Here is a 19,433-nt window from a genome sequence, read left to right on the forward strand (position 1 = left end):
ATTATGGCGCTGCTGATACAAGCTATTAGGCAAGTTAACGCCGTCTTTTAAGTACCCATCTGAATATTATTTTCGATAAAACGATAATCACAAACACTACTATGAAAAACACCCAAATGCCTGAGCCTTGTAAGTTGGCTTGATAGACTTTTGCCAGATAGGCAGACAAGCCGATAGCTACTAATAAGGAGCCCCAACGAATCAGCGGTAAGCTGCGATTGTTATGAGTGGGAAAGGTCAAGGCATAGTCGCTTGAGAAACTATGTAGCACCATGGCCAAGACCCAAACAATAGCTAAAACGATATCCATAATAAGTGATTGTCCGTATAAAGGTGAGTATATAGAGCAGTGAAATATTGGCAGATAATGAGGCAAAAGCTAGAGCTTTCAAAGCACTATAATAATTAATAGAGCTGACCTAACTCCTCTAACTTAACCAGCCTAAAGGTTTAGTTCTAGTCTGATAGTGGCTAGCGATAAGGCAACAGCAACCAAAATAGCTTTTGCTCATGACTTTTGCCAATCAATTGTACCTCAGTCTTGCGTAACATCTTACGGTATAAATCGTAAACTACAACCAACAAATAGTTTTAAATATAACAGCGGCTATATCTAGTAGGGACTCAGTTTATATAGGCGCTATTAGTTAGTTACTGAACAACATTAGCTTAGTTATTATTGATAATGACCAAGCAGCTACTCTAGGCATATTGACCCTAATTGCTTTAAAGCCATTATTTTTGACAGATTAGCCTACAAAAGCATTAAAAAAAGCCAAGCTAAAAAATCAAGTCATAGGCTTAATTTAAACCACTGATAGGGCGTGAAAATGACGCAAATTAATCAACGCTTATGACTAAGTTTAATAGTAGGTAAAGCCCCTAAATAGGCAAGTTTGTGCTAAAATAGCTTCTTTGATTTAATATTATTTTTAACAAAAACAGCATCTCCATTGTTATCTTGTTTTGCACTTCTATCAGTGCTTTTTTATGGTCTATCTAGTGATGATAGCTACACATTAATGTTGCTATAGTTGCTTGTGATCGTAAACGTTATTATTAATCGTTTTTGTTGTCGTTAACTACAATTATCGATAATTATTAATAATAAAAGGCCAATTGCGCAAACTTTGAATAATGGGGATGAATGAAGGAGTGTATATGAGCGACTCGATCAGTCCTATTGCCATCGTAGATGAGTTAAAGCAGTCCTATTTGGACTATGCGATGAGCGTGATCGTCTCGCGCGCGCTACCTGATGTGCGCGATGGGTTCAAGCCTGTACATCGTCGAGTAATGTATGCGATGCATGTGCTGTCTAATGATTATAATAAAGCTTATAAGAAGTCGGCAAGGGTAGTTGGCGACGTCATCGGTAAGTACCATCCGCATGGCGATAGTGCGGTTTATGACGCTATTGTACGTATGGCACAGGACTTTAGCTTGCGCTATCCGATGGTCGATGGTCAAGGTAACTTTGGCTCGATTGATGATGATCCACCAGCTGCTATGCGTTATACCGAAGTGCGCATGACTAAGCTCACCCATCAGATGCTAGCTGACTTAGATAAAGATACGGTCGATTGGGAAGATAACTACGATGGTTCTGAGCGTATGCCAAGCGTACTGCCTGCACGAGTGCCTAACTTATTAGTCAATGGTGCGACAGGTATTGCTGTTGGTATGGCGACTAATATGGCGCCGCATAACTTGACTGAAGTGATCAATGCTTGCTTAGCTTATGCCCACAATCCGCAAATATCAGGTGAAGAGCTGATGACCCACATTTCGGGTCCTGACTTTCCTACTGGCGGTATTATCTACGGTCGGGGTGGTATTCAAGATGCTTATCGCACTGGTAAAGGCCGTTTACACGTACGGGGTCGCTATCATATCGAGCCTATGACCGATACTGGTGTTAACCGAGATCGTGAGCGCATTGTGTTCACTGAAGTACCTTATCAAGCCAATAAAGCTAAGCTGATTGAGCGTATCGCTGAGCTTGTACGTGACAAAAAGATCGAAGGTATTAGTGAGATACGTGATGAGTCTGATAAAGACGGTATGCGTATCGCTATTGACTTGCGTCGTGGCGAAACAGCAGAAGTTATTGTCAATAATTTGTTTCTGCAAACCCCGCTTGAGTCTAGCTTCAGTATCAATATGGTGGCACTAGATAATGGCCAGCCTAAGCTATTGACCTTGCGTCAGCTGATCGCTGCTTTTGTTCGTCATCGTCAAGAAGTGGTCACTCGTCGTACTATTTATGAGCTAAACAAAGCGCGCGTCCGTGGTCATTTGCTTGAAGGTTTGACGGTCGCTCTTGCCAATATTGATGAGATTATTGACGCTATCAAAGCTTCTGCTAGTCGCGGTGAAGCTCGTCAGAGCTTACTGAACAACACTTGGGGTTCAGGTAGCGTCGTGGCGATGCTAAAAGCTGCTGGTAGTCAGTCAGTACGTCCTGATTATATTGAAGGTGAAGATCCTAAAGCACCGTTTGGTTTGATTGTGCATGAAGACGCGTCCAAGCAGAGCTATCGCTTGTCACTCGATCAGGTCAATGCGATTTTAGAGATGCAATTGCATCGTCTGACAGGTCTTGAACAAGACAAGCTAACCGAAGAATATCAAGATTTATTACGTGAGATCGCCAATCTTGAGTCTATTCTTGGTGACTTTGATAAGCTGATGACTATTATCTCTAATGAGATGATTGAGATTCGTGACAACTTCGGTGATGAACGTCGTACCGACATTGTTGATTCACGCACTGATTTTAGTCGTGAAGATTTAATTCCTGAACAAACCGTAGTGATGACTGTTTCGCGTACTGGCTATGCCAAAACGCAGCCAATTGATGACTATGTAGCCCAAAAACGTGGTGGTAAAGGCAAGTCTGCAACAGCGATGAAAGAAGATGATGTTATTGATCACTTAGTCGTTACCTCTACTCATGCAACCGTGCTTTGCTTTACTGATACTGGTCGAGTCTTTAGTTTACGTGGTTTTGAAGTACCGATTGCCAGCCGTGGTGCCCGTGGTCGCCCGCTAGTGAACCTTATAGGTTTGGTTGGTGATGAATCTGTCACTACTATACTACCTATTCCAAAAATAGTAGAAGAGCTATCCAGTAAAGAGCAAGTGGCACTATTAGATAGTGATATTGATAGCAATGATGACTCATTAGAAGATAGTAATGCAGCGGAGCCACCTTATGTGTTCTTTGCTACCGCTAATGGTACTGTTAAGCGTGTAGAGCTAAAGCAGTTTGCAAACATTCGCTCTAATGGCTTGATTGCTGTTGGTTTAGAGGAAGGTGATAAGTTAGTTAGTGCCCGTATTACTAATGGTAACCAAGAGGTTATGCTGTTTGCCTCTAGTGGTAAAGCCATTCGTTTTGATGAGAATGACGCTCGCGCTATGGGTCGTACTGCAAAAGGAGTACGTGGCATGCGTCTGGCTGATGATGAATTTATCAGATCATTAGTGGTTATCGAAGATGATGTACGCGAAATCTTAATCGCTTGTGAAAAAGGTTATGGTAAGCGTACCTTTATCGAAGAGTTCAACACTCAGCATCGTGGTGGTGGTGGGGTGATTGCTATCAAAACTAGTGAGCGTAATGGTGCGCTAGTTCGGGCCACTAAAGTTGATCCTGAAGATGATATTATTCTAATCTCAGATAAAGGTACGCTAGTGCGCACGCCAGTTGAGCATGTGGCCAGTTCTGGTCGTAATACTCAAGGTGTCACCCTAATTCGTCTGTCAAAAGATGAAAAGCTAGTAGCGATGGCACGAGTTGAGCATGAAGAAGGTGATAATGAGCTGATCGATGCTATGCGCGAAGACGGTACCTTTGAGGTAGAAGGTAAAGAGCAAATAGATATAGATGCAGCTACTGCTGGTAATGTCGATGACTCTGATATAACTGAGACTATCGACATTGCCAATGACTATTCTTTAGATGACAGTACTTCAGATGATGATAGTGTCGATAATGACGAGTAACTATTAGAGCGGCTAGCTTATCCAGTTATAAGCTAGCCGTTGAGTGAAATTAGTATTAGTAGGATCCATCAATGGGTTTTTTACTAAGATGATTTTACTACTAAGGCTATTACATAGTAGTAAAAAGCCTCCGACGTAAAAGTTGGGGGCTTTTGTTTTTTATATAAATTGCTATTAATTTTTTATGGTTTTATAAGTTATTTTAGAGGTCGTTATTATGTTGACTAGCAATCAAACGGTGCAAGGTACCTTAGCCTCAGTATCATCGAGCTTTTTGTTTTCGATAATGTTCGTGTTTGGACTGTTTATGCAGCCTTTATCTGGGACCCAAGTGGCATCATGGCGGGTACTAATAATGTTGGCCAGCATAATGTTATTGGTAAGCCTCACTAAGCAGTGGCAGCACGTTTTTGATTATATAAAAACTATAAAAACACCGAAAGAATGGCTATTGTTTATATTACCAACGCCAATTTTAGGTGGCCAAATTTGGCTGTTTATGTGGGGACCAGTGAACGGTTTTGGTCTCGATGTGACTTTGGGTTATTTCTTATTACCGCTAGTAATGATAGTGGTTGGACGATTTTTTTATCATGAGTCTATGAGCGTATTGCAGTGGGTAGCCGCTCTATGTGCAGCGTTAGGTATCGGCTATGATATATTCCAGTACGGAACGGTATCTTGGGTGACTTTGTTTGTGTGTTTGGGCTACCCGCCTTATTATCTTATGCGTCGCAAACTGGCAGTGCCGCCAATCACAGGACTACTGTCTGATTTGACATTATTATCGCCAATAGTGCTAGTGATGCTTTATGCAAGTGGTGGTATCAGTTTGGCCGCACAAACTAGTAAGCTATGGTATTTGTTACCGCTGCTGGGTGTGGTAAGTGCTGTGGCAATGTCATTAACGATGGTTGCTAGTCGTAAACTACCAGTCTCACTATTTGGTGCTCTAAGCTATATAGAACCTATGCTGTTATTCGTATTTTCGATCACTATCTTGAATCAAAGTCTCGATGAAGGAGGATCTTTATGGATGTATAGTATGATCACTCTAGCGTTATTGATCATGATTATAGACAGCGTCATAGGCTATATCACTAATAAGCGTGAAGATCGTTTGCATGGGTATAATGAGCCACAAATTAACAGCTTTCCACCCCATCGTCGTCTAAAGAATCGGCGTATTAAAGGCGTGTTAGTAGCTCACCGCTTTCGCAAAATTCGTCGTTATCAGCACAAAATAAATAAAATGAACCGCAGAATTGAACAGTTACATTCTAAATAACCTACTATTCATTTAAGAATAGTATAGCTACTTATACAGCAACCAAAACGGCGGTTGGTATAGCTGAAACTATTAAATAAAGCTCAACCAGAATATAAGCCGCTCAACCTTGACTAAGCAGATATTGTTTTTCGTAACTGTGAGCCTGTTAGATAGTTCAAAACAGCTAATAATTGCGGTATGATCGATAATATTTGTACTGACAATTTCTGCAATCATAAGTGGCCTATCTGAATAAATAGCTGTCATTTATGACTACTCATTAATAGGATAATTTATGCTACATTTGCATCATTTAGAAAACGCACGCTCGTTTCGCATCTTATGGCTACTAGAAGAGCTAAATGCGGATTATAAGCTGACGACTTATAAGCGTAATAAGTCACACTTAGCACCAGATAGCCTAAAAAAAATCCATCCTCTAGGCCATGCGCCTATATTAGAAGTCGATGAGCGCCCTTTAGTGGAGTCAGGTTTTATTATCGAATACCTACTGAAACATTATGATAAACAGCAGGAATTTAAGCCCGTAGATAGCGATGAGACAGCTTGGGAAGATTATACCTTTTGGTTGCATTTTTCTGAGGCCTCAGTAATGCCATTATTGGTTATGCGCTTAGTATTTACAAAAGTAGTGCAAAGATCACCGATGTTGATTAAGCCGATCACTAAAGGGATTCGCAAGCAAGTTGAAAACAGCATGATTAGTAGCAGTTTGGAGACTATGCTAAATATGATGGAGCAACAGCTGCAAGACAATCATTGGTTCGCTGGCCCTGCTTTTAGCGCCGCTGATATTCAGATGCATATTGCCGTAACAGGGGCTAATGCAGGACCAGGCTTGGATAAAGTAAAATATGTTAATTTACTTAATTGGCTCAAACGCTGTGAAGAGCGCCCAGCCTTCAAACGTGCAGTAGAGAAGGGTGGTCGGGTCAAGTTCTAATAGGGCTTGGGTTAGGGTGTTTTAAGCTTATTATTTAACTTTACCTTTTAAGCTTGAAAGTTTAACACAGCCTACTTATCACGCAGCAGCCGTTTGGCAAAGCATAATCTTTACTACTATATATACGAATTTATTATCATCACTAATGACCAGCCATTACTGATGAACCGCTTCTTGATAAGGCAATAGGATGAAAGACCCCGACAACAGACCGTCAAAACTAACCGATGAACCAGCTGCTAATGTTAAAGATAACTCCATGAGGGCTTGGTCACAAAAACTACTAGTAGCGTTGCTTTGTGCGGCTAGCTTTTATGGGGGATGGAAGTCTCATGAGTCAAACATGGCCAACGAATGTTTTGCTAGTGGTGGTCAGATCATCGAAGGTGGAAAAACTGTATTATGTCAGTTGCCCTAGCTATGATGGTTTCAAAGCGTAGCTTGTTACCTATAAAGCTGTTAAACCCAATATTGTTAAACCTAGCATTATTAAACCCAGCATTGCTAAACTTGGAATTTTTAAGGACAGTATTGTTTAATAGAGGTGAGCTATGTTACAACTGACCTTTTTGGGGACTTCTGCAGGAGTCCCTACTAAGCAGCGCAACGTCACTGCGCTAGCTGTTGAATGCTTGAACCCTCATCTAGCAGGTACCAAAGATAATAATCAACGCCATAACCTAGATAGTGGCTCCAATAGTGATGTAAGCAGTCACTCAAACAGTAACTATCAAAATAAAAAGTCACGGCCTTGGGTATTAATTGACTGTGGCGAAGGCACGCAGCAGCAACTATTACACACCAAACTGTCATTACATCAGCTTAGCGCCATCTGTATTACCCACGTCCATGGCGACCATTGCTATGGATTGCCTGGTCTGCTGGCCAGTGCCGCCATGTCAGGACGGACTACAGCGCTTACCCTTATTGCTCCTCAAGCGATTGCCGACTTGCTCGATGCCGTGAAGCTAACTACTGAATTATATTTGCCTTTCGCTATTAATTTTATAGCGGTTGAGGAGTTATTGTCTGCTCAAAACAGCTCAGCGGCAGCCGTAGTGACTCTGAATCTGGACAAGCAGCAGCAACTAAAAATCGATGTTGTGAAGCTATCGCATCGGGTGCCTTCTCATGCTTTTGGTATCACTCAGACTATTAGCCATCGGCGCTTAGATACTGACAAATTGGCAGCGCAAGGGATTGCAGCTAGCGCGCTATGGGGCAAACTGCAACAAGGTGAAGATGTTTGTACGGCAGAAGGGCAAACATTACTGTCAGCAGATTACGTCCATAATGAAGAGCTACGCACTCGGATAGTTGTCGCAGGTGATAATGACACAGCGACTTGTCTAACATCAGCAGTGCAAGATACCGATTTATTGGTTCATGAAGCTACTTATACCGCTGAGATGCTCGCCAAGATTCAAGCTAAAGCGCAAGCTAAGCATCCTGATTTCGATCCCATGCACAGTAGCGCGCAGCAGATAGGTCAATTCGCTCAACAGGTTGGCCTTAATAATCTCATCTTGACTCATTTTAGCGCCCGTTATCAAAGCTATGATAAGCCAGCTAGTGATAAAGATAATATGGGACATATTCGTCTTGATGCCCAAAGCAGCTATCATGGTAACTTATGGTTGGCAGCAGATTTTGCCCAATATAGAGTCAGTGGTAAATCGTTAGGATTAGCTAGCCAAAGTGACAGCCGAGTTGAATATATTGGCTCTGCGCTTGCTAGTGAGGGGCGTAAATACTAGCTTTGAAGGCAGTCTAGCACGCCCTAGTAATAGGATTATGATCAGCAACTATTACCTGCAGCGCAGCTTAAACTTTTCAAAACTAAACAGCTCTTTATGCTATTAGTAAGCACACCCTTATAGGCATAAGCTTACTAAAGCGAGGCAAGTTAATGCATCTCAAGATTCACTATCAGTAGCAGCCAGTTGCCTCTTACCGCTCCAATAGCGGCTGAATTGATAAGCTACTCGTCCCGAACGGCCGCCACGCTCTGACGCCCAACGTAATGCATCGGCTCTGACTTTATCAGCAAGCGCACCCTCATCATCTATAGCTTGTTCAAGCACTGAGTTGGCAGTGCCGCTAGCCAAACTATCTGCAAGCGGCTTACTCTGTAAAGTCAGATAATGTTGCACGATCTGCAAGTAAGTGGTTTGATCCATCGGATAAAATGACAACCACAAACCAAAACGATCCGATAACGATACGGTCTCATCTATAGTCTCGTAAGGGTTGACTTCATCGGTCTGCCCATTATAGATATTAATATTGTCTTTCATTAATTGTGGTAACAGATGGCGACGATTACTAGTGGCATAAACCAGCAATTTGTCCTGCTCAGAGTCGAGCGCACCATCTAGTACACTTTTTAGCGTACGATAACTCTCATCTTGCCCATTAAAGGCTAAGTCATCACAATAGACTACGTAGCGGCAGTTGCAGTCAGCAGATAGCTGATTAATAGCCGCGCGAATCTTGTCCAATACTAGTAAATCATCACGAGCGATCTCAATAACTCGTAGACCTTCCTTATGATAGGTTTGCAGTAAAGCCCGAATCAAGGAGGACTTGCCAGCACCGCGCGTACCAGTCATCAACACATGATTGGCTGGATAGCCTTTTAAGAATTGGCGAGTGTTTTGGATCAGTTTTGATTTTTGCGTGTCAATACCATGCAAATCATCTAAGTTCAAAAATAGATTGACCACTAACGGCTCTAAATGACCCGTAGCGCCCCCAACCCAACGATAAGCCAGTTGGGCAGGATCTATCTCGATAGTAGGAGTGACTTGCTGCTGCAAATATTGACTTAATAAATCGAGTAAAGGCGCGGGTAGGGCATAACCACTAGAAGACTCAAGGGACTGGGACATAATGACTCTATTGTTAATAAATGAAGGTTTTTTTACAAGCTGGCTGGCGAATGTATCAAGGTTGAATCGCTGTAATAATATACCCCACTCAACGGCATATGAGCTAAGGTAGTCTATAATTGTAAAGCAACTATTTGCACAGAATATAAGTTAAGATCACAAGCTATGGCAAAACTTATGATAGTTGATAGTAAGGTTATAACATGAAAAATAGTGCCAGTAATTGCTCGCAAATACAAGCTTTGCAGCGGCAGTCTAAGCAGCTATTGCCAGAAATTACCGCTATATTTTTACAGTTGGATTACAGTCAGATAGTTCATCAGCGTATTAGTCAGCAGAGTAGTAGTCAAGATGAATTTTGCCAAACTGCTACTAATCAACAAGCCATCACTCAAACAGTACTTTACCAAGGATTGACTCGCGCTCGCTATCCATCGTTTGGGGCCGTAATGATTAAATGGCAACTGACTATAGCTGATAGCAGTAACAGTTATCAGGCAGCTGATCTAAATCATGAAGCTCACGTGCTACAAGCTTTACAGATCTCGCAACAATCGCCAACAGCCACTCTAGCTATAGCACCGCCTACATTAGCTTATACAACCTCGCCTATAAACCTACTCCAGCAACCCTATCAGCTTAGCCATTTAGTGCTGCCTTTTTATCCATTAGGTAGCTTAGCGCAGCAGCTAAAGAGTAAGCAACACTCATCGTTAACCGCTGTGCAAAAACAGCACTTTATTAAGCAAGCGGCTTGTATTATAGCGGCTTTGCATAAACAAGGTTGGCTACATAATGATCTTAAGCCAAGTAATGTTTTGCTTAGTGAGCCAGTGCTAAAAAACAGTTTTTTATCAAGTAATACTACTGCTATTAATACGGCTAGTGAGATTAATGATACTAATGCCAATAGGAAGATAGCTAGTTTGCTATTAACGGATTTTGCTTTAGCTGAGCGTATTGATAAGGGAGTGAGTAAAGACGTTAAGATAAATACTGCTGGTACGCCAGCTTATCTTGCCCCTGAACGTTGGCAAGGACACGCGGCTACTGAGCAAAGCGATGTTTATGCCTTTGGGATTATGATGTATGAGATATTGATTGGTGAACGGCCATTTAATATTACAGTGGGAAGTAGGGATCCGCTAAAAGAGTGGGCGATTGAACATTGCCAACAGTCCATCCCTGTATTGCCAGTTAAATATCAGCAGTACCAGGTTATTATTAATAAAGCGCTAGCTAAACAGATTAAAAATCGTTATCAGGATATGCAAAGTGTTGTAGTAGCTTTGCAGTTATTCACAGATATCTAGGGCCGTATTATTGATAGTCTTGATAAAGGGCTTCAACAGTCTTGTCATTCACAATGCTCTCACACTGAGCAAAGTTAGTATCAAAGACTTTCTTTTTCTCATTAACTTCATCTATAGGCGTTTTTTTGGAATTAGAGTAATAACTCTTAGCACTGACAACATAACGACTCAAGGTATTTAAAGCTTCATCACAAACCTCAAACGGGGCAATAGTAGGTACACGGTTAATATCTATATTGTCCATCACTCTATAAGTATTATTGATAGCAAGCCCTAATAGCTTAATGTCCTTAGTAGCAATGGCACTTTGGGTATCGGCTTTTAGAACGGTTAATTCTTTTAACAGAATATCTGCATCATGATGAAAACCTGCAAATTTCTCTAAGCTCATCATAATCTTGGTATTGGAATCCGCAGCAGTCACAGTAGCATTGGCATTGGTCGATTCAGCCGGCTTATATAAGACGTTGATACCCACAAACCAAGCTACCGCTACTACTAGCAAGCCTATAGCTACCCATAATCCTTTACTCATTGTTTTAATCCAATCACTTTATACACTAATAGATGGCAGAATTTGCGGTCGCAAGTGCTGCTCTATGACAGTTTACACTACCTATAACTAGGAATCGCTACTGGATTTATCACTTAAATCGCAGACACAAAAAAACCTGCTAAAAAGCAGGTTGATTTTTAATCTGGTCTAAGATGTACTATCCGAAAATGGTGGGGCTGGAGAGACTCGAACTCTCACACCTTGCGGCGCTAGAACCTAAATCTAGTGCGTCTACCAATTCCGCCACAGCCCCATTTCGTTACTCTATCATTATTAACGTTCAAATTCAAACGACATACAGATAGTTAACTGATTCGGTAGTGCGTCTCAGTGGTTGGCTATTATATAGAGTTTGAATAGTTTGGCAAGCCCTTTTTGCAGTTAATTTTGATGTTTTTATCGATATATTAATTTTTTAGTACTAAGCCATTGATATAAATGTATATTTTATATAATTTATTATGATAAATATTTATTTAACTATCGGTTTTGCTAGCTGCTGTTGTCTCTACTGTCGAGTCCTCTAATAATGCTAGTTTACGGGTCAGAGTATTGCGCCCCCAACCTAATAGAGTAGCAGCAAGGTTCTTTTTACCCTCACTATGGGTGAGGGCGGCACTCAATAGGATGCGCTCAAACTCAGGGTTTGCTAGCTGTAGAATATCAGTAGTTCCCTCTTGTAAGGACTGCTTTGCCCAGACTGCTAGCGCTTGTTGCCAGCTCATATTTAGGGTAGCAGAAGTAGAAGCGTGAGGGACAGTTGCAGGCGTACTAGTCGTTCCTGTTAATACCGATGAATCAGGATTGATATTTAGTGAGCTGGACTGTGGAATCCTATCTATCTGAATATGCTGCTGCTGGTTGAATTGAGCTGGCTGTAGCGGAGGGTTATCGACTATCGCTAACAGCTCTGGGGGCAAATCTTCAGCTAGCACTTTATCACCAGTAGTCATTACTGTTAGCCAAAGACAGACGTTCTCTAACTGGCGAACATTGCCACGCCAGTCAAAGTTTTGCACAATATGCATGGCGTCAGGGTACAACTGCTTAGCTGTGGTGTTCATCTGCTCACTAGCCCGCTGCATAAAATGGCTGGCGAGCGCAGGGATATCTTCACGCCTAGATCGTAACGGTGGCAGTGGTAGGCGAATGACATTGAGGCGATAAAACAAATCTTCTCGAAATTTACCTTGTTGCACTAGATACTCTAAGTTTTGATGGGTGGCAGCAATGATACGTACATCGACTTTTACGGGCTGTTGACCGCCAACTCGATAAAACTCGCCATTGGCCAATACTCGCAATAAGCGCGTCTGAGTACTAAAAGGCATATCACCAATTTCATCTAAAAATAGCGTACCACCATCGGCTTGCTCAAAGCGTCCTTGGCGCTGGGTTGTGGCGCCGGTAAAAGCGCCTTTTTCGTGACCGAATAACTCAGACTCAATCAAGTCATGAGGAATAGCGGCCATATTGAGCGCAATAAAGGGCTGCTGCGCTCGTGGGGAATGCTGATGCAATGCGCTAGCTACCAACTCTTTACCAGTACCGGACTCGCCAGTAATAAGCACGGTAATAGGAGAGTGGGCTAGGCGGCCTATAGCACGGAATACGGTTTGCATCGCTTGCGACTGACCGATAATTCCACTGGGATTATCCTTACTGCTATGGTCTTCTATTACCGCTTTATCTTTTATAATCGGTTTTACAGCTGGTTTTATACTGATACTACTTTCCCTATTGCCAGTGCCAGTAATGCTCGCGGTGTTATTAATATTGTCAACACCGGCCTTAGTATCGTCACTAGCCTTACTATTAAAATTTTTGCTAACACTGTCATTAATATTGTCACTAATTTGCTGATCTTTTTTATCTGTCTTATTGGCAGTGGTTTGCTGGTTCTTCTGCTCACTAGGCTGATAATCAATAGCTTTATAGATAGTGGCAACGGCGTCATCTAAATCAAAAGGCTTAGGTAAATAGTCAAAAGCACCCGTCTGATAACTATCAATGGCTGAAGTGATATCTGAGTGGGCGGTCATGATAACTATAGGCAGTTTAGGGAAATTACTGTGCACCCAATCGCTGAATGATAAGCCATCCATCATCGGCATACGAATATCCGTCAAGATAACATCCGGTAGAATGGCGTGGCTCTCATGCTGCTGCAACACATCGTTGAGTCGTATCCACGCCGCTTGCGCTTGAGTAAAGCTGATCACCTCGAGATTGGCATCGCTAAAAGTATCAGCGAGCACCAAACGCAGCGCAGCATCGTCATCAATAAGCCATAACGTTGCAATTTTATCGGAGCTAGCGCTCATTTGGCTAATATTGTCAGCACTATTGGTTTTATAATCGTCATCAGAACTGCTATTAGCAGAGTTATTCACAGTATTGTCTATATCAGTATCATAACGCTTAGTCATATATAAGCCTTTAAAGATAATTGAGCCAAATGCTTACTTAGCCTGTTACTCGAATCGGTGCGGTTTTCCCACCCAACTTCAGCTAGTAATAGGTTGAGTAAAAGGCAAGTATAAGATGAAGCTAGTCTCGCTACTATCGGGCATCTGTTGGGAGATAACATCTATCATACCATGATGTCGGCTAACAATATCTTGGACAATCGCTAACCCTAAGCCTGTCCCAGCTGCACGACTAGTCACCATCGGAAAAAATATCTGACCAATAAGCGCGGAGTCTATGCCGCTGCCGTTATCAGTAATAGTGACTTGCAACACTTGCTTGTGTTGCTGGCTACCGATGGTATGTTGAAAAGCAATGCGTGTCTGAATAGCTAGCTTTGCTTGATAAGTAGTTGGCTGGCTAGTTGGCTTGGGTAAATTATCTACTGAGCTATTATTAATCGTTGCTGCACTAGAGTGAATAGTATTAGCACTATTCACTAGCACTTGCTGATGCTCTAGCATCGACTCACAAGCGTTGTTTATTAAGTTTAAAAATACTTGAATCAACTGATCTTTATCCGCTACTAAATCTGGTATAGATAAATCATAATCGCGCTGTAGTTTGACGGTTGGATACTGACTCAATACTAAAGTTAACACGTGTTCAAGGGTTTGATGAATATTTAGCGCTTGCCAATTGGGCAGTTGATTAGAGCCAAGAAGTTGGCTGATGAGTTGAGTCAAGCGGTCAGTTTCTGAGATGATAATATCAGTATAAATCAGTAACTTTTGGTTTATAGTTTTGATATTTGGCTCAGTATCATTGGCTGCTATAGCAGTAACTAAACTATCCACCGAGGACAAATCGTTCACTTTAGCAAACTGACGTTGTAGTAGCTGCGCCGCCCCGCGAATACCAGCCAAAGGGTTTTTGACCTCATGGGCTACTGAGCGCAGCATATGTCGGGCCACAGCATATTGCTGCTGTTGTCGTTGCTCCTTTGAGATACGGCTGTGTCGATCCTTACTCCACATCTCAATGATAAAGTAAGTCTGCAGCTCATAGCTGACCGGCGTCACGCTATAGTCTACTAGCAGTATAGCGCCACTATGACTGCTGCTATTACCCTCTAGTAATTGCGGGCTGATGCGATGATCATGATCGATAAAGGGCTGCTGATATTGGTGGGCATGAGCGAAACGCTCAGTTAATGAATAGGTTTTATGAGTAGCGGTTTCGCCTGATTGTGGCTTATCTATTGACTGTTTTATTACATCTAAGTCGGTGCCATCATTTGTTTCTGCAGGAGCTAGCAAGGTCAAGATAGAATGATTCAGTAGCCGTCCACGACTAATAGCCAGCAGTTGCTCAGTCTGAGTATTGAGCCATTTGATATCTAGAGATTCATCGACCCACAAAACTGCAGTAAATAAATGCTGTGATATAAAGGCTAAGTCGGGAGTAGTTTCAGCTGTAATAGGACGAATGCTCATGACTAAAGCCTAAATAAAGGGAGTAATAGAATAATAACGCTATTATTTAACCATAAATCAACAGCATAGCACGGCAAAACTGGTGATTATCACAAAAAAAACGTACAATGCGCACAGCCAATTTATCTCTTGCAAGGTCAGCTATGTCCAAAATTTCTACACTATCTACTGATGTGAAAGCGTCACTATCGACTTTATCATCAGCAGCTACAGAGTCTGTAGCGTTAGCGCAACTTAATGACAGCGTAACGGTATTCAATCCGGCACAAAGTCAGACGTCGCTCACAGAGCCTGTCAGCACTCATAAAGCCACTCACCATAAAGCCAATCATAATCAAAACCGTAGTATCAGTCAAAGTGGCGAGGCGAGTAGTGCTAATGCTGCAACAGCTAGTGCACCGACCACTACACCAAAAATTGGCTTTGTCTCTTTAGGCTGCCCTAAAGCTTTAGTAGATAGCGAACGTATTATCACTGAGCTGAGCCGCGATGGCTATCAAGTAGCTAGTGATTACGAAGGCGCTGACTTAGTAGTAGTCAATACTTGTGGCTTTATCGAGTCAGCCGTACAAGAATCGCTGGACGCTATCGGTGAAGCTATTAGCAAAAACGGTAAAGTCATTGTTACTGGTTGCTTAGGTAAAGAGGCGGACAAGATTAGAAAAATGCATCCTGCGGTATTGGCAGTGACTGGTGCCCATGCTTATGATGAAGTAATTAGGGCAGTAGCGCTGCATGTACCTAAGCCGAAGCGCGAATTAACCGATGAATATAATCCCAAGATAGACTTAATCAATGAAGCGGGTATTAAATTAACCCCTAGTCATTATGCTTATCTAAAGATTTCAGAAGGCTGTAATCATCGCTGTACTTTTTGTATCATTCCAAGCTTACGTGGCGATTTAGTCTCACGGCCGATTGATAGCGTAATGAATGAAGCTATGGCACTAAAAAATGCTGGGGTAAAAGAGCTGCTAATCATCTCGCAAGATACCTCTGCTTATGGTCTGGATCTGAAATATAAGACTAGTTTTTGGAACGGAATGCCGCTGAAGTCCAAATTTTATGACTTGTGCCAAGCGTTGAATCAGCTAGGCATCTGGGTGCGTCTGCATTATGTTTATCCGTATCCTCATGTCGATAAAGTTGTCGAGCTAATGGGTGAAGGCAAGTTATTGCCTTACTTAGATATTCCGTTTCAGCATGCCAGCCCTCGCATCTTAAAGGCGATGAAACGCCCAGCGCATAGCGAAAATACTTTAGCTCGTATTCAAGCTTGGCGGGCTATTTGTCCCGATATCGTCATTCGCTCAACCTTTGTAGTTGGTTTTCCTGGTGAGACTGAAGAAGACTTCCAATGTCTGCTTGACTGGTTAGTTGAAGCTCGCCTTGATCGCGTTGGTGCTTTTACTTATTCAGAAGTCGAAGGCGCTGTTGCTAATGACTTGCCTAATCCAGTACCTGAAGCGGTTAAGCAGGAACGTTACGAGCGCTTTATGGCGCTACAGCAGGATATCTCTGTCCAAAAGCTGCAAGAGAAAATTGGCAGGACTTTAACCGTGTTAGTCGATGAAATCGATAGCGAAGAGAACATCGCTATTTGCCGTAGTTATGCCGATGCGCCTGAAATTGATGGCCACGTCTATGTCGATAACATTACTGCTAACGTGCAAGTCGGTCAGTTATTAACGGTGACTATCGATGATGCTAGCGAGTACGACTTATTTGCCAGTTATAAAGCCTAGGCATTGCTAGTATTTGCTGGCAATAATGGGCTAAAGGAAAATTGCCCAATAGTCGGTAGTTTTTGCTACAATTAGCGCAATTTGTTTGCTGTATCTAAGTGTTTATTATTATAATATTTACATTTAACCCTAATATTGGTGTTCAACTATAAAAGGTACCCTCATGTCTGACAAGAACCCTCGTTACTCGCGCATTTTGCTTAAACTCTCAGGCGAAGCCTTAGCAGGTGGCAAAGAGATGGGCATTGATAGTGAAGTGCTCGATAATATGAGTTTATCCATCGCCCATTTGCGTGGTCTTGGAGTACAAGTAGGGATCGTAGTTGGCGGTGGTAACTTATATCGTGGCGCACAATTACAAAAAGAAGGCCTAGTTGGCCGAGTAACTGGCGACCAAATGGGTATGTTAGCGACCGTGATGAATGGTTTAGCTATGCGTGATGCGCTTGAGCGTCGTAATATTAAAACCCGCCTGATGTCAGCGTTGCCTATTGGTGAAGTTACCGAAAGCTACAGCAGCCGTAATGCTATTCGCTATCTCAAAAACGGCGAAGTTTGTATTTTCGTTGCTGGTACTGGCAACCCTTTCTTTACTACCGATACGGCAGCTTGCCTACGTGGTATTGAGATTGAAGCGGGTTTGATTCTAAAAGCCACTAAAGTTGATGGGGTCTATGATAAAGACCCAAGCTTGCATAGTGATGCGGTTAAATATGACGGTTTAACTTTTGATGAAGTGCTAGAGCAAAAGCTTGGGGTAATGGATTTGACGGCTATCGCTTTATGTCGTGAGCATAATGTACCCTTGCAAGTCTTCGATATGACTAAACCGAACGCTTTGCTAAATGTAGTTATGGGCGAAAATGAAGGCACAAGAGTCTATCACTAAGTGAATAGCCACATAGCCACGAAGCGGTTAATTAATAAGCTACTATTTTATAAACCATTATTCAAAATAAAAACCAATAACATAGCATATTATCGTTAGCGATAAATAAGGACAACGACATGATTAAAGAGATTAAGCAAGAAGGCGAAGCGCGCATGCAAAAAACCTTAGAGGCGCTAGAAAGCACCTTTAGTAAGGTCCGTACTGGACGTGCGCATCCAGGTATGTTATCAGGTATTATGGTCAGCTATTATGGTGCTGCTACGCCTTTGAACCAAGTGGCTAGCGTCAACGTTGAAGATTCACGCACGCTATTAGTACAGCCGTTCGATCGCACTATGATACAAGCAGTAGATAAGGCCATTCGTGAAGCCGATTTAGGTTTGAACCCGATGACTGCCGATGTTATCCGAGTTCCTATGCCATCATTGACCGAAGAAACCCGTCGTGACATGCAAAAATTAGCACGCGGTGAGGCTGAAAACAGCCGAGTTTCTATCCGTAATGTACGCCGTGATATGATGAATGACATCAAAGAATTGGCAAAAGAAAAAGAAATATCAGAAGATGACGAGCACCGTGCTAGTGATGAAATCCAAAAAATTACTGACAAATATATCGAAACTATCGATAGCCGTCTAAGTAAAAAAGAAATTGATTTGATGGCAGTGTAAACAACGCTGTAAAAGCGCTACATCAATAGTTAAATAAGGACTGGTCTCTTGCAAGTTGTATTTGTTAAGTTGCCAGTTTTTTAATGGTTGGCGTTTAAGCGGTAAAAACAATCCGCTATCATTATCTGGTTTGTTAACTGTATTACTAGCCATAGCAGAGACTGCTAAACAAGCTATCAAGCCAAAAATTGCACCTTATGAAATAACATAATATTAATGCACTTACAAATCGTTAATCATTGAATTTACCTTACATACTTACTAAGCTGAATATGCTGATATGTAGTAAAAAGTAACTTTTATCTCATGAATTTCATTACTATTAAAATGGTTCTAAAATGTTGAAAGAAACCGATATCGACCTCAAGCCTAAACACATCGCTATTATCATGGATGGCAATAATCGTTACGGCAAACAACATGCCCTAGCGAAGGGCGAAGGTCATAGCAAAGGTAAAGATGCACTAGACCCTATCGTTGAGTATTGCCGCGAAGTAGGCATTGAGGTATTGACGGTATTTGCTTTTTCTAGTGAGAATTGGCAGCGCCCACCTGCTGAAGTGGCTTTATTGATGCAGTTATTAAAGCTGACTATCGATGAGCAAATGCCTCGTATGCAAAAGCATCATATTAAACTACGTTTTATTGGTGATCGTAGTCTATTGAGTGACGAGTTGCGCACACAAATGGCGGATGCTGAAGCTCAGACGGCTCATTATGAGGCGATGACCTTAGTGATCGCTATCAGCTATGGTGGTCAATGGGATATCGCTCATGCAGCCCAGCAGCTAGCTGAGCAAGTGCAGGCCGGACAACTGCGTATCGAAGATATAAATAAAGAAAAGCTGGGCGAATATGTCCAATTAGCAGATGCGCCTGCGGTAGATATGTTGATTCGTACGGGCGGAGAGTACCGACTGTCGAACTTCTTGTTATGGCAGTCCGCTTATGCTGAACTGTTCTTTACTCAGACATTGTGGCCGAATTTTGCTGCAGAGGAGTTGGCGACGATGATCAAAGAGTTTGCTCAGCGTCAGCGTCGATTTGGCAAGACTAGCGAGCAAATACAGACCTCATCATGATTGCTAAGCCAATCAATGTAACTGAACCTGTCAAATTAGCTGTTATAATGCAGCTTTAATGGCCATTCTTTCACTGACTGTTGGCTATTAAGAGCTATTTTTTCATTCATAGATGTTTTTATTCAAGACTATA

Annotated in this window: 15 protein-coding genes and 1 tRNA gene; 10 read left to right on the forward strand and 6 right to left on the reverse strand. The window is 42.1% G+C overall.

Features of this window, described 5'->3' with window-relative positions:
* Positions 1-34: 34 nt before the first annotated feature.
* Positions 35-310, reverse strand: a complete 276-nt coding sequence (locus KZA12_RS01240) for a hypothetical protein (RefSeq protein WP_218688936.1) — start codon at positions 308-310, stop codon at positions 35-37.
* 851 nt (positions 311-1,161) lie between these two features.
* Here KZA12_RS01240 and gyrA point away from each other — a divergent pair.
* From gyrA to KZA12_RS01265, 5 genes are all read left to right on the forward strand, one after another.
* Entirely contained in the window at positions 1,162-4,011 is a 2,850-nt protein-coding gene (gene gyrA, locus KZA12_RS01245; RefSeq protein WP_218688937.1) for a DNA gyrase subunit A, read from the forward strand.
* 217 nt (positions 4,012-4,228) lie between these two features.
* Positions 4,229-5,299 (forward strand): EamA family transporter RarD, encoded by a 1,071-nt coding sequence (rarD, locus tag KZA12_RS01250; RefSeq protein WP_218688938.1) that lies wholly within the window; start codon positions 4,229-4,231, stop codon positions 5,297-5,299.
* 277 nt (positions 5,300-5,576) lie between these two features.
* Positions 5,577-6,245, forward strand: a complete 669-nt coding sequence (locus KZA12_RS01255) for a glutathione S-transferase (RefSeq protein ID WP_218688939.1) — start codon at positions 5,577-5,579, stop codon at positions 6,243-6,245.
* A 190-nt stretch (positions 6,246-6,435) separates the two neighbouring features.
* Positions 6,436-6,663 carry a hypothetical protein gene (locus tag KZA12_RS01260; RefSeq protein WP_201622387.1) on the forward strand — a complete coding sequence of 76 codons (228 nt, stop codon included), beginning with the start codon at positions 6,436-6,438 and terminating at the stop codon, positions 6,661-6,663.
* A gap of 133 nt (positions 6,664-6,796) precedes the next feature.
* Positions 6,797-8,002 (forward strand): ribonuclease Z, encoded by a 1,206-nt coding sequence (locus tag KZA12_RS01265; protein ID WP_218688940.1) that lies wholly within the window; start codon positions 6,797-6,799, stop codon positions 8,000-8,002.
* Between the two features lie 159 nt (positions 8,003-8,161).
* On the opposite strand, the gene KZA12_RS01270 is transcribed toward KZA12_RS01265, so the two are convergent.
* Positions 8,162-9,136, reverse strand: coding sequence for an ATP-binding protein (locus KZA12_RS01270; protein ID WP_218688941.1), 975 nt, complete (start codon positions 9,134-9,136; stop codon positions 8,162-8,164).
* Between the two features lie 203 nt (positions 9,137-9,339).
* Between KZA12_RS01270 and KZA12_RS01275 the strand changes: the two genes are divergently transcribed.
* On the forward strand, positions 9,340-10,449 hold the full coding sequence (locus KZA12_RS01275) for a protein kinase (protein WP_218688942.1): 1,110 nt from the start codon (positions 9,340-9,342) through the stop codon (positions 10,447-10,449).
* Positions 10,450-10,456: 7 nt separating this feature from the next.
* Here KZA12_RS01275 and KZA12_RS01280 read toward each other — a convergent pair whose 3' ends face one another.
* From KZA12_RS01280 to KZA12_RS01295, 4 genes are all read right to left on the reverse strand, one after another.
* On the reverse strand, positions 10,457-10,984 hold the full coding sequence (locus tag KZA12_RS01280) for a hypothetical protein (RefSeq protein ID WP_218688943.1): 528 nt from the start codon (positions 10,982-10,984) through the stop codon (positions 10,457-10,459).
* Between the two features lie 189 nt (positions 10,985-11,173).
* A tRNA-Leu gene (locus KZA12_RS01285) sits at positions 11,174-11,258 on the reverse strand.
* A 223-nt stretch (positions 11,259-11,481) separates the two neighbouring features.
* Positions 11,482-13,329 (reverse strand): sigma 54-interacting transcriptional regulator, encoded by a 1,848-nt coding sequence (locus KZA12_RS01290; RefSeq protein WP_218689161.1) that lies wholly within the window; start codon positions 13,327-13,329, stop codon positions 11,482-11,484.
* A gap of 183 nt (positions 13,330-13,512) precedes the next feature.
* A complete protein-coding gene (locus KZA12_RS01295) occupies positions 13,513-14,910 on the reverse strand; it encodes a nitrogen regulation protein NR(II) (protein ID WP_218688944.1) in 1,398 nt (465 codons plus the stop codon).
* 143 nt (positions 14,911-15,053) lie between these two features.
* On the opposite strand from KZA12_RS01295, the gene rimO reads away from it, so the two are divergent.
* From rimO to uppS, 4 genes are all read left to right on the forward strand, one after another.
* On the forward strand, positions 15,054-16,655 hold the full coding sequence (gene rimO, locus KZA12_RS01300; protein WP_256932768.1) for a 30S ribosomal protein S12 methylthiotransferase RimO: 1,602 nt from the start codon (positions 15,054-15,056) through the stop codon (positions 16,653-16,655).
* A 163-nt stretch (positions 16,656-16,818) separates the two neighbouring features.
* Positions 16,819-17,544 carry a UMP kinase gene (gene pyrH, locus KZA12_RS01305; protein WP_201622346.1) on the forward strand — a complete coding sequence of 242 codons (726 nt, stop codon included), beginning with the start codon at positions 16,819-16,821 and terminating at the stop codon, positions 17,542-17,544.
* Between the two features lie 119 nt (positions 17,545-17,663).
* Entirely contained in the window at positions 17,664-18,218 is a 555-nt protein-coding gene (frr, locus tag KZA12_RS01310) for a ribosome recycling factor (RefSeq protein ID WP_201622345.1), read from the forward strand.
* A 338-nt stretch (positions 18,219-18,556) separates the two neighbouring features.
* Positions 18,557-19,300 carry a polyprenyl diphosphate synthase gene (uppS, locus tag KZA12_RS01315; RefSeq protein ID WP_218688945.1) on the forward strand — a complete coding sequence of 248 codons (744 nt, stop codon included), beginning with the start codon at positions 18,557-18,559 and terminating at the stop codon, positions 19,298-19,300.
* Positions 19,301-19,433: the final 133 nt, after the last annotated feature.

Origin of the sequence: Psychrobacter sp. BF1 (genome assembly GCF_019279065.1) — a bacterium.
GTDB lineage: Bacteria > Pseudomonadota > Gammaproteobacteria > Pseudomonadales > Moraxellaceae > Psychrobacter > Psychrobacter urativorans.

What these genes read in the sequence shown, in the direction of transcription:
- KZA12_RS01255 (WP_218688939.1), top strand. Translation starts at nt 5,577, where the DNA reads ATGCTACATTTGCATCATTTAGAAAACGCACGCTCGTTTCGCATCTTA.
- gyrA (WP_218688937.1), top strand. Translation starts at nt 1,162, where the DNA reads ATGAGCGACTCGATCAGTCCTATTGCCATCGTAGATGAGTTAAAGCAG.
- KZA12_RS01270 (WP_218688941.1), bottom strand. Translation starts at nt 9,136, where the DNA reads ATGTCCCAGTCCCTTGAGTCTTCTAGTGGTTATGCCCTACCCGCGCCT.
- KZA12_RS01265 (WP_218688940.1), top strand. Translation starts at nt 6,797, where the DNA reads ATGTTACAACTGACCTTTTTGGGGACTTCTGCAGGAGTCCCTACTAAG.
- KZA12_RS01240 (WP_218688936.1), bottom strand. Translation starts at nt 310, where the DNA reads ATGGATATCGTTTTAGCTATTGTTTGGGTCTTGGCCATGGTGCTACAT.
- KZA12_RS01260 (WP_201622387.1), top strand. Translation starts at nt 6,436, where the DNA reads ATGAAAGACCCCGACAACAGACCGTCAAAACTAACCGATGAACCAGCT.
- rimO (WP_256932768.1), top strand. Translation starts at nt 15,054, where the DNA reads ATGTCCAAAATTTCTACACTATCTACTGATGTGAAAGCGTCACTATCG.
- KZA12_RS01280 (WP_218688943.1), bottom strand. Translation starts at nt 10,984, where the DNA reads ATGAGTAAAGGATTATGGGTAGCTATAGGCTTGCTAGTAGTAGCGGTA.
- KZA12_RS01290 (WP_218689161.1), bottom strand. Translation starts at nt 13,329, where the DNA reads ATGAGCGCTAGCTCCGATAAAATTGCAACGTTATGGCTTATTGATGAC.
- KZA12_RS01295 (WP_218688944.1), bottom strand. Translation starts at nt 14,910, where the DNA reads ATGAGCATTCGTCCTATTACAGCTGAAACTACTCCCGACTTAGCCTTT.
- KZA12_RS01275 (WP_218688942.1), top strand. Translation starts at nt 9,340, where the DNA reads ATGAAAAATAGTGCCAGTAATTGCTCGCAAATACAAGCTTTGCAGCGG.
- rarD (WP_218688938.1), top strand. Translation starts at nt 4,229, where the DNA reads ATGTTGACTAGCAATCAAACGGTGCAAGGTACCTTAGCCTCAGTATCA.
- pyrH (WP_201622346.1), top strand. Translation starts at nt 16,819, where the DNA reads ATGTCTGACAAGAACCCTCGTTACTCGCGCATTTTGCTTAAACTCTCA.
- frr (WP_201622345.1), top strand. Translation starts at nt 17,664, where the DNA reads ATGATTAAAGAGATTAAGCAAGAAGGCGAAGCGCGCATGCAAAAAACC.
- uppS (WP_218688945.1), top strand. Translation starts at nt 18,557, where the DNA reads ATGTTGAAAGAAACCGATATCGACCTCAAGCCTAAACACATCGCTATT.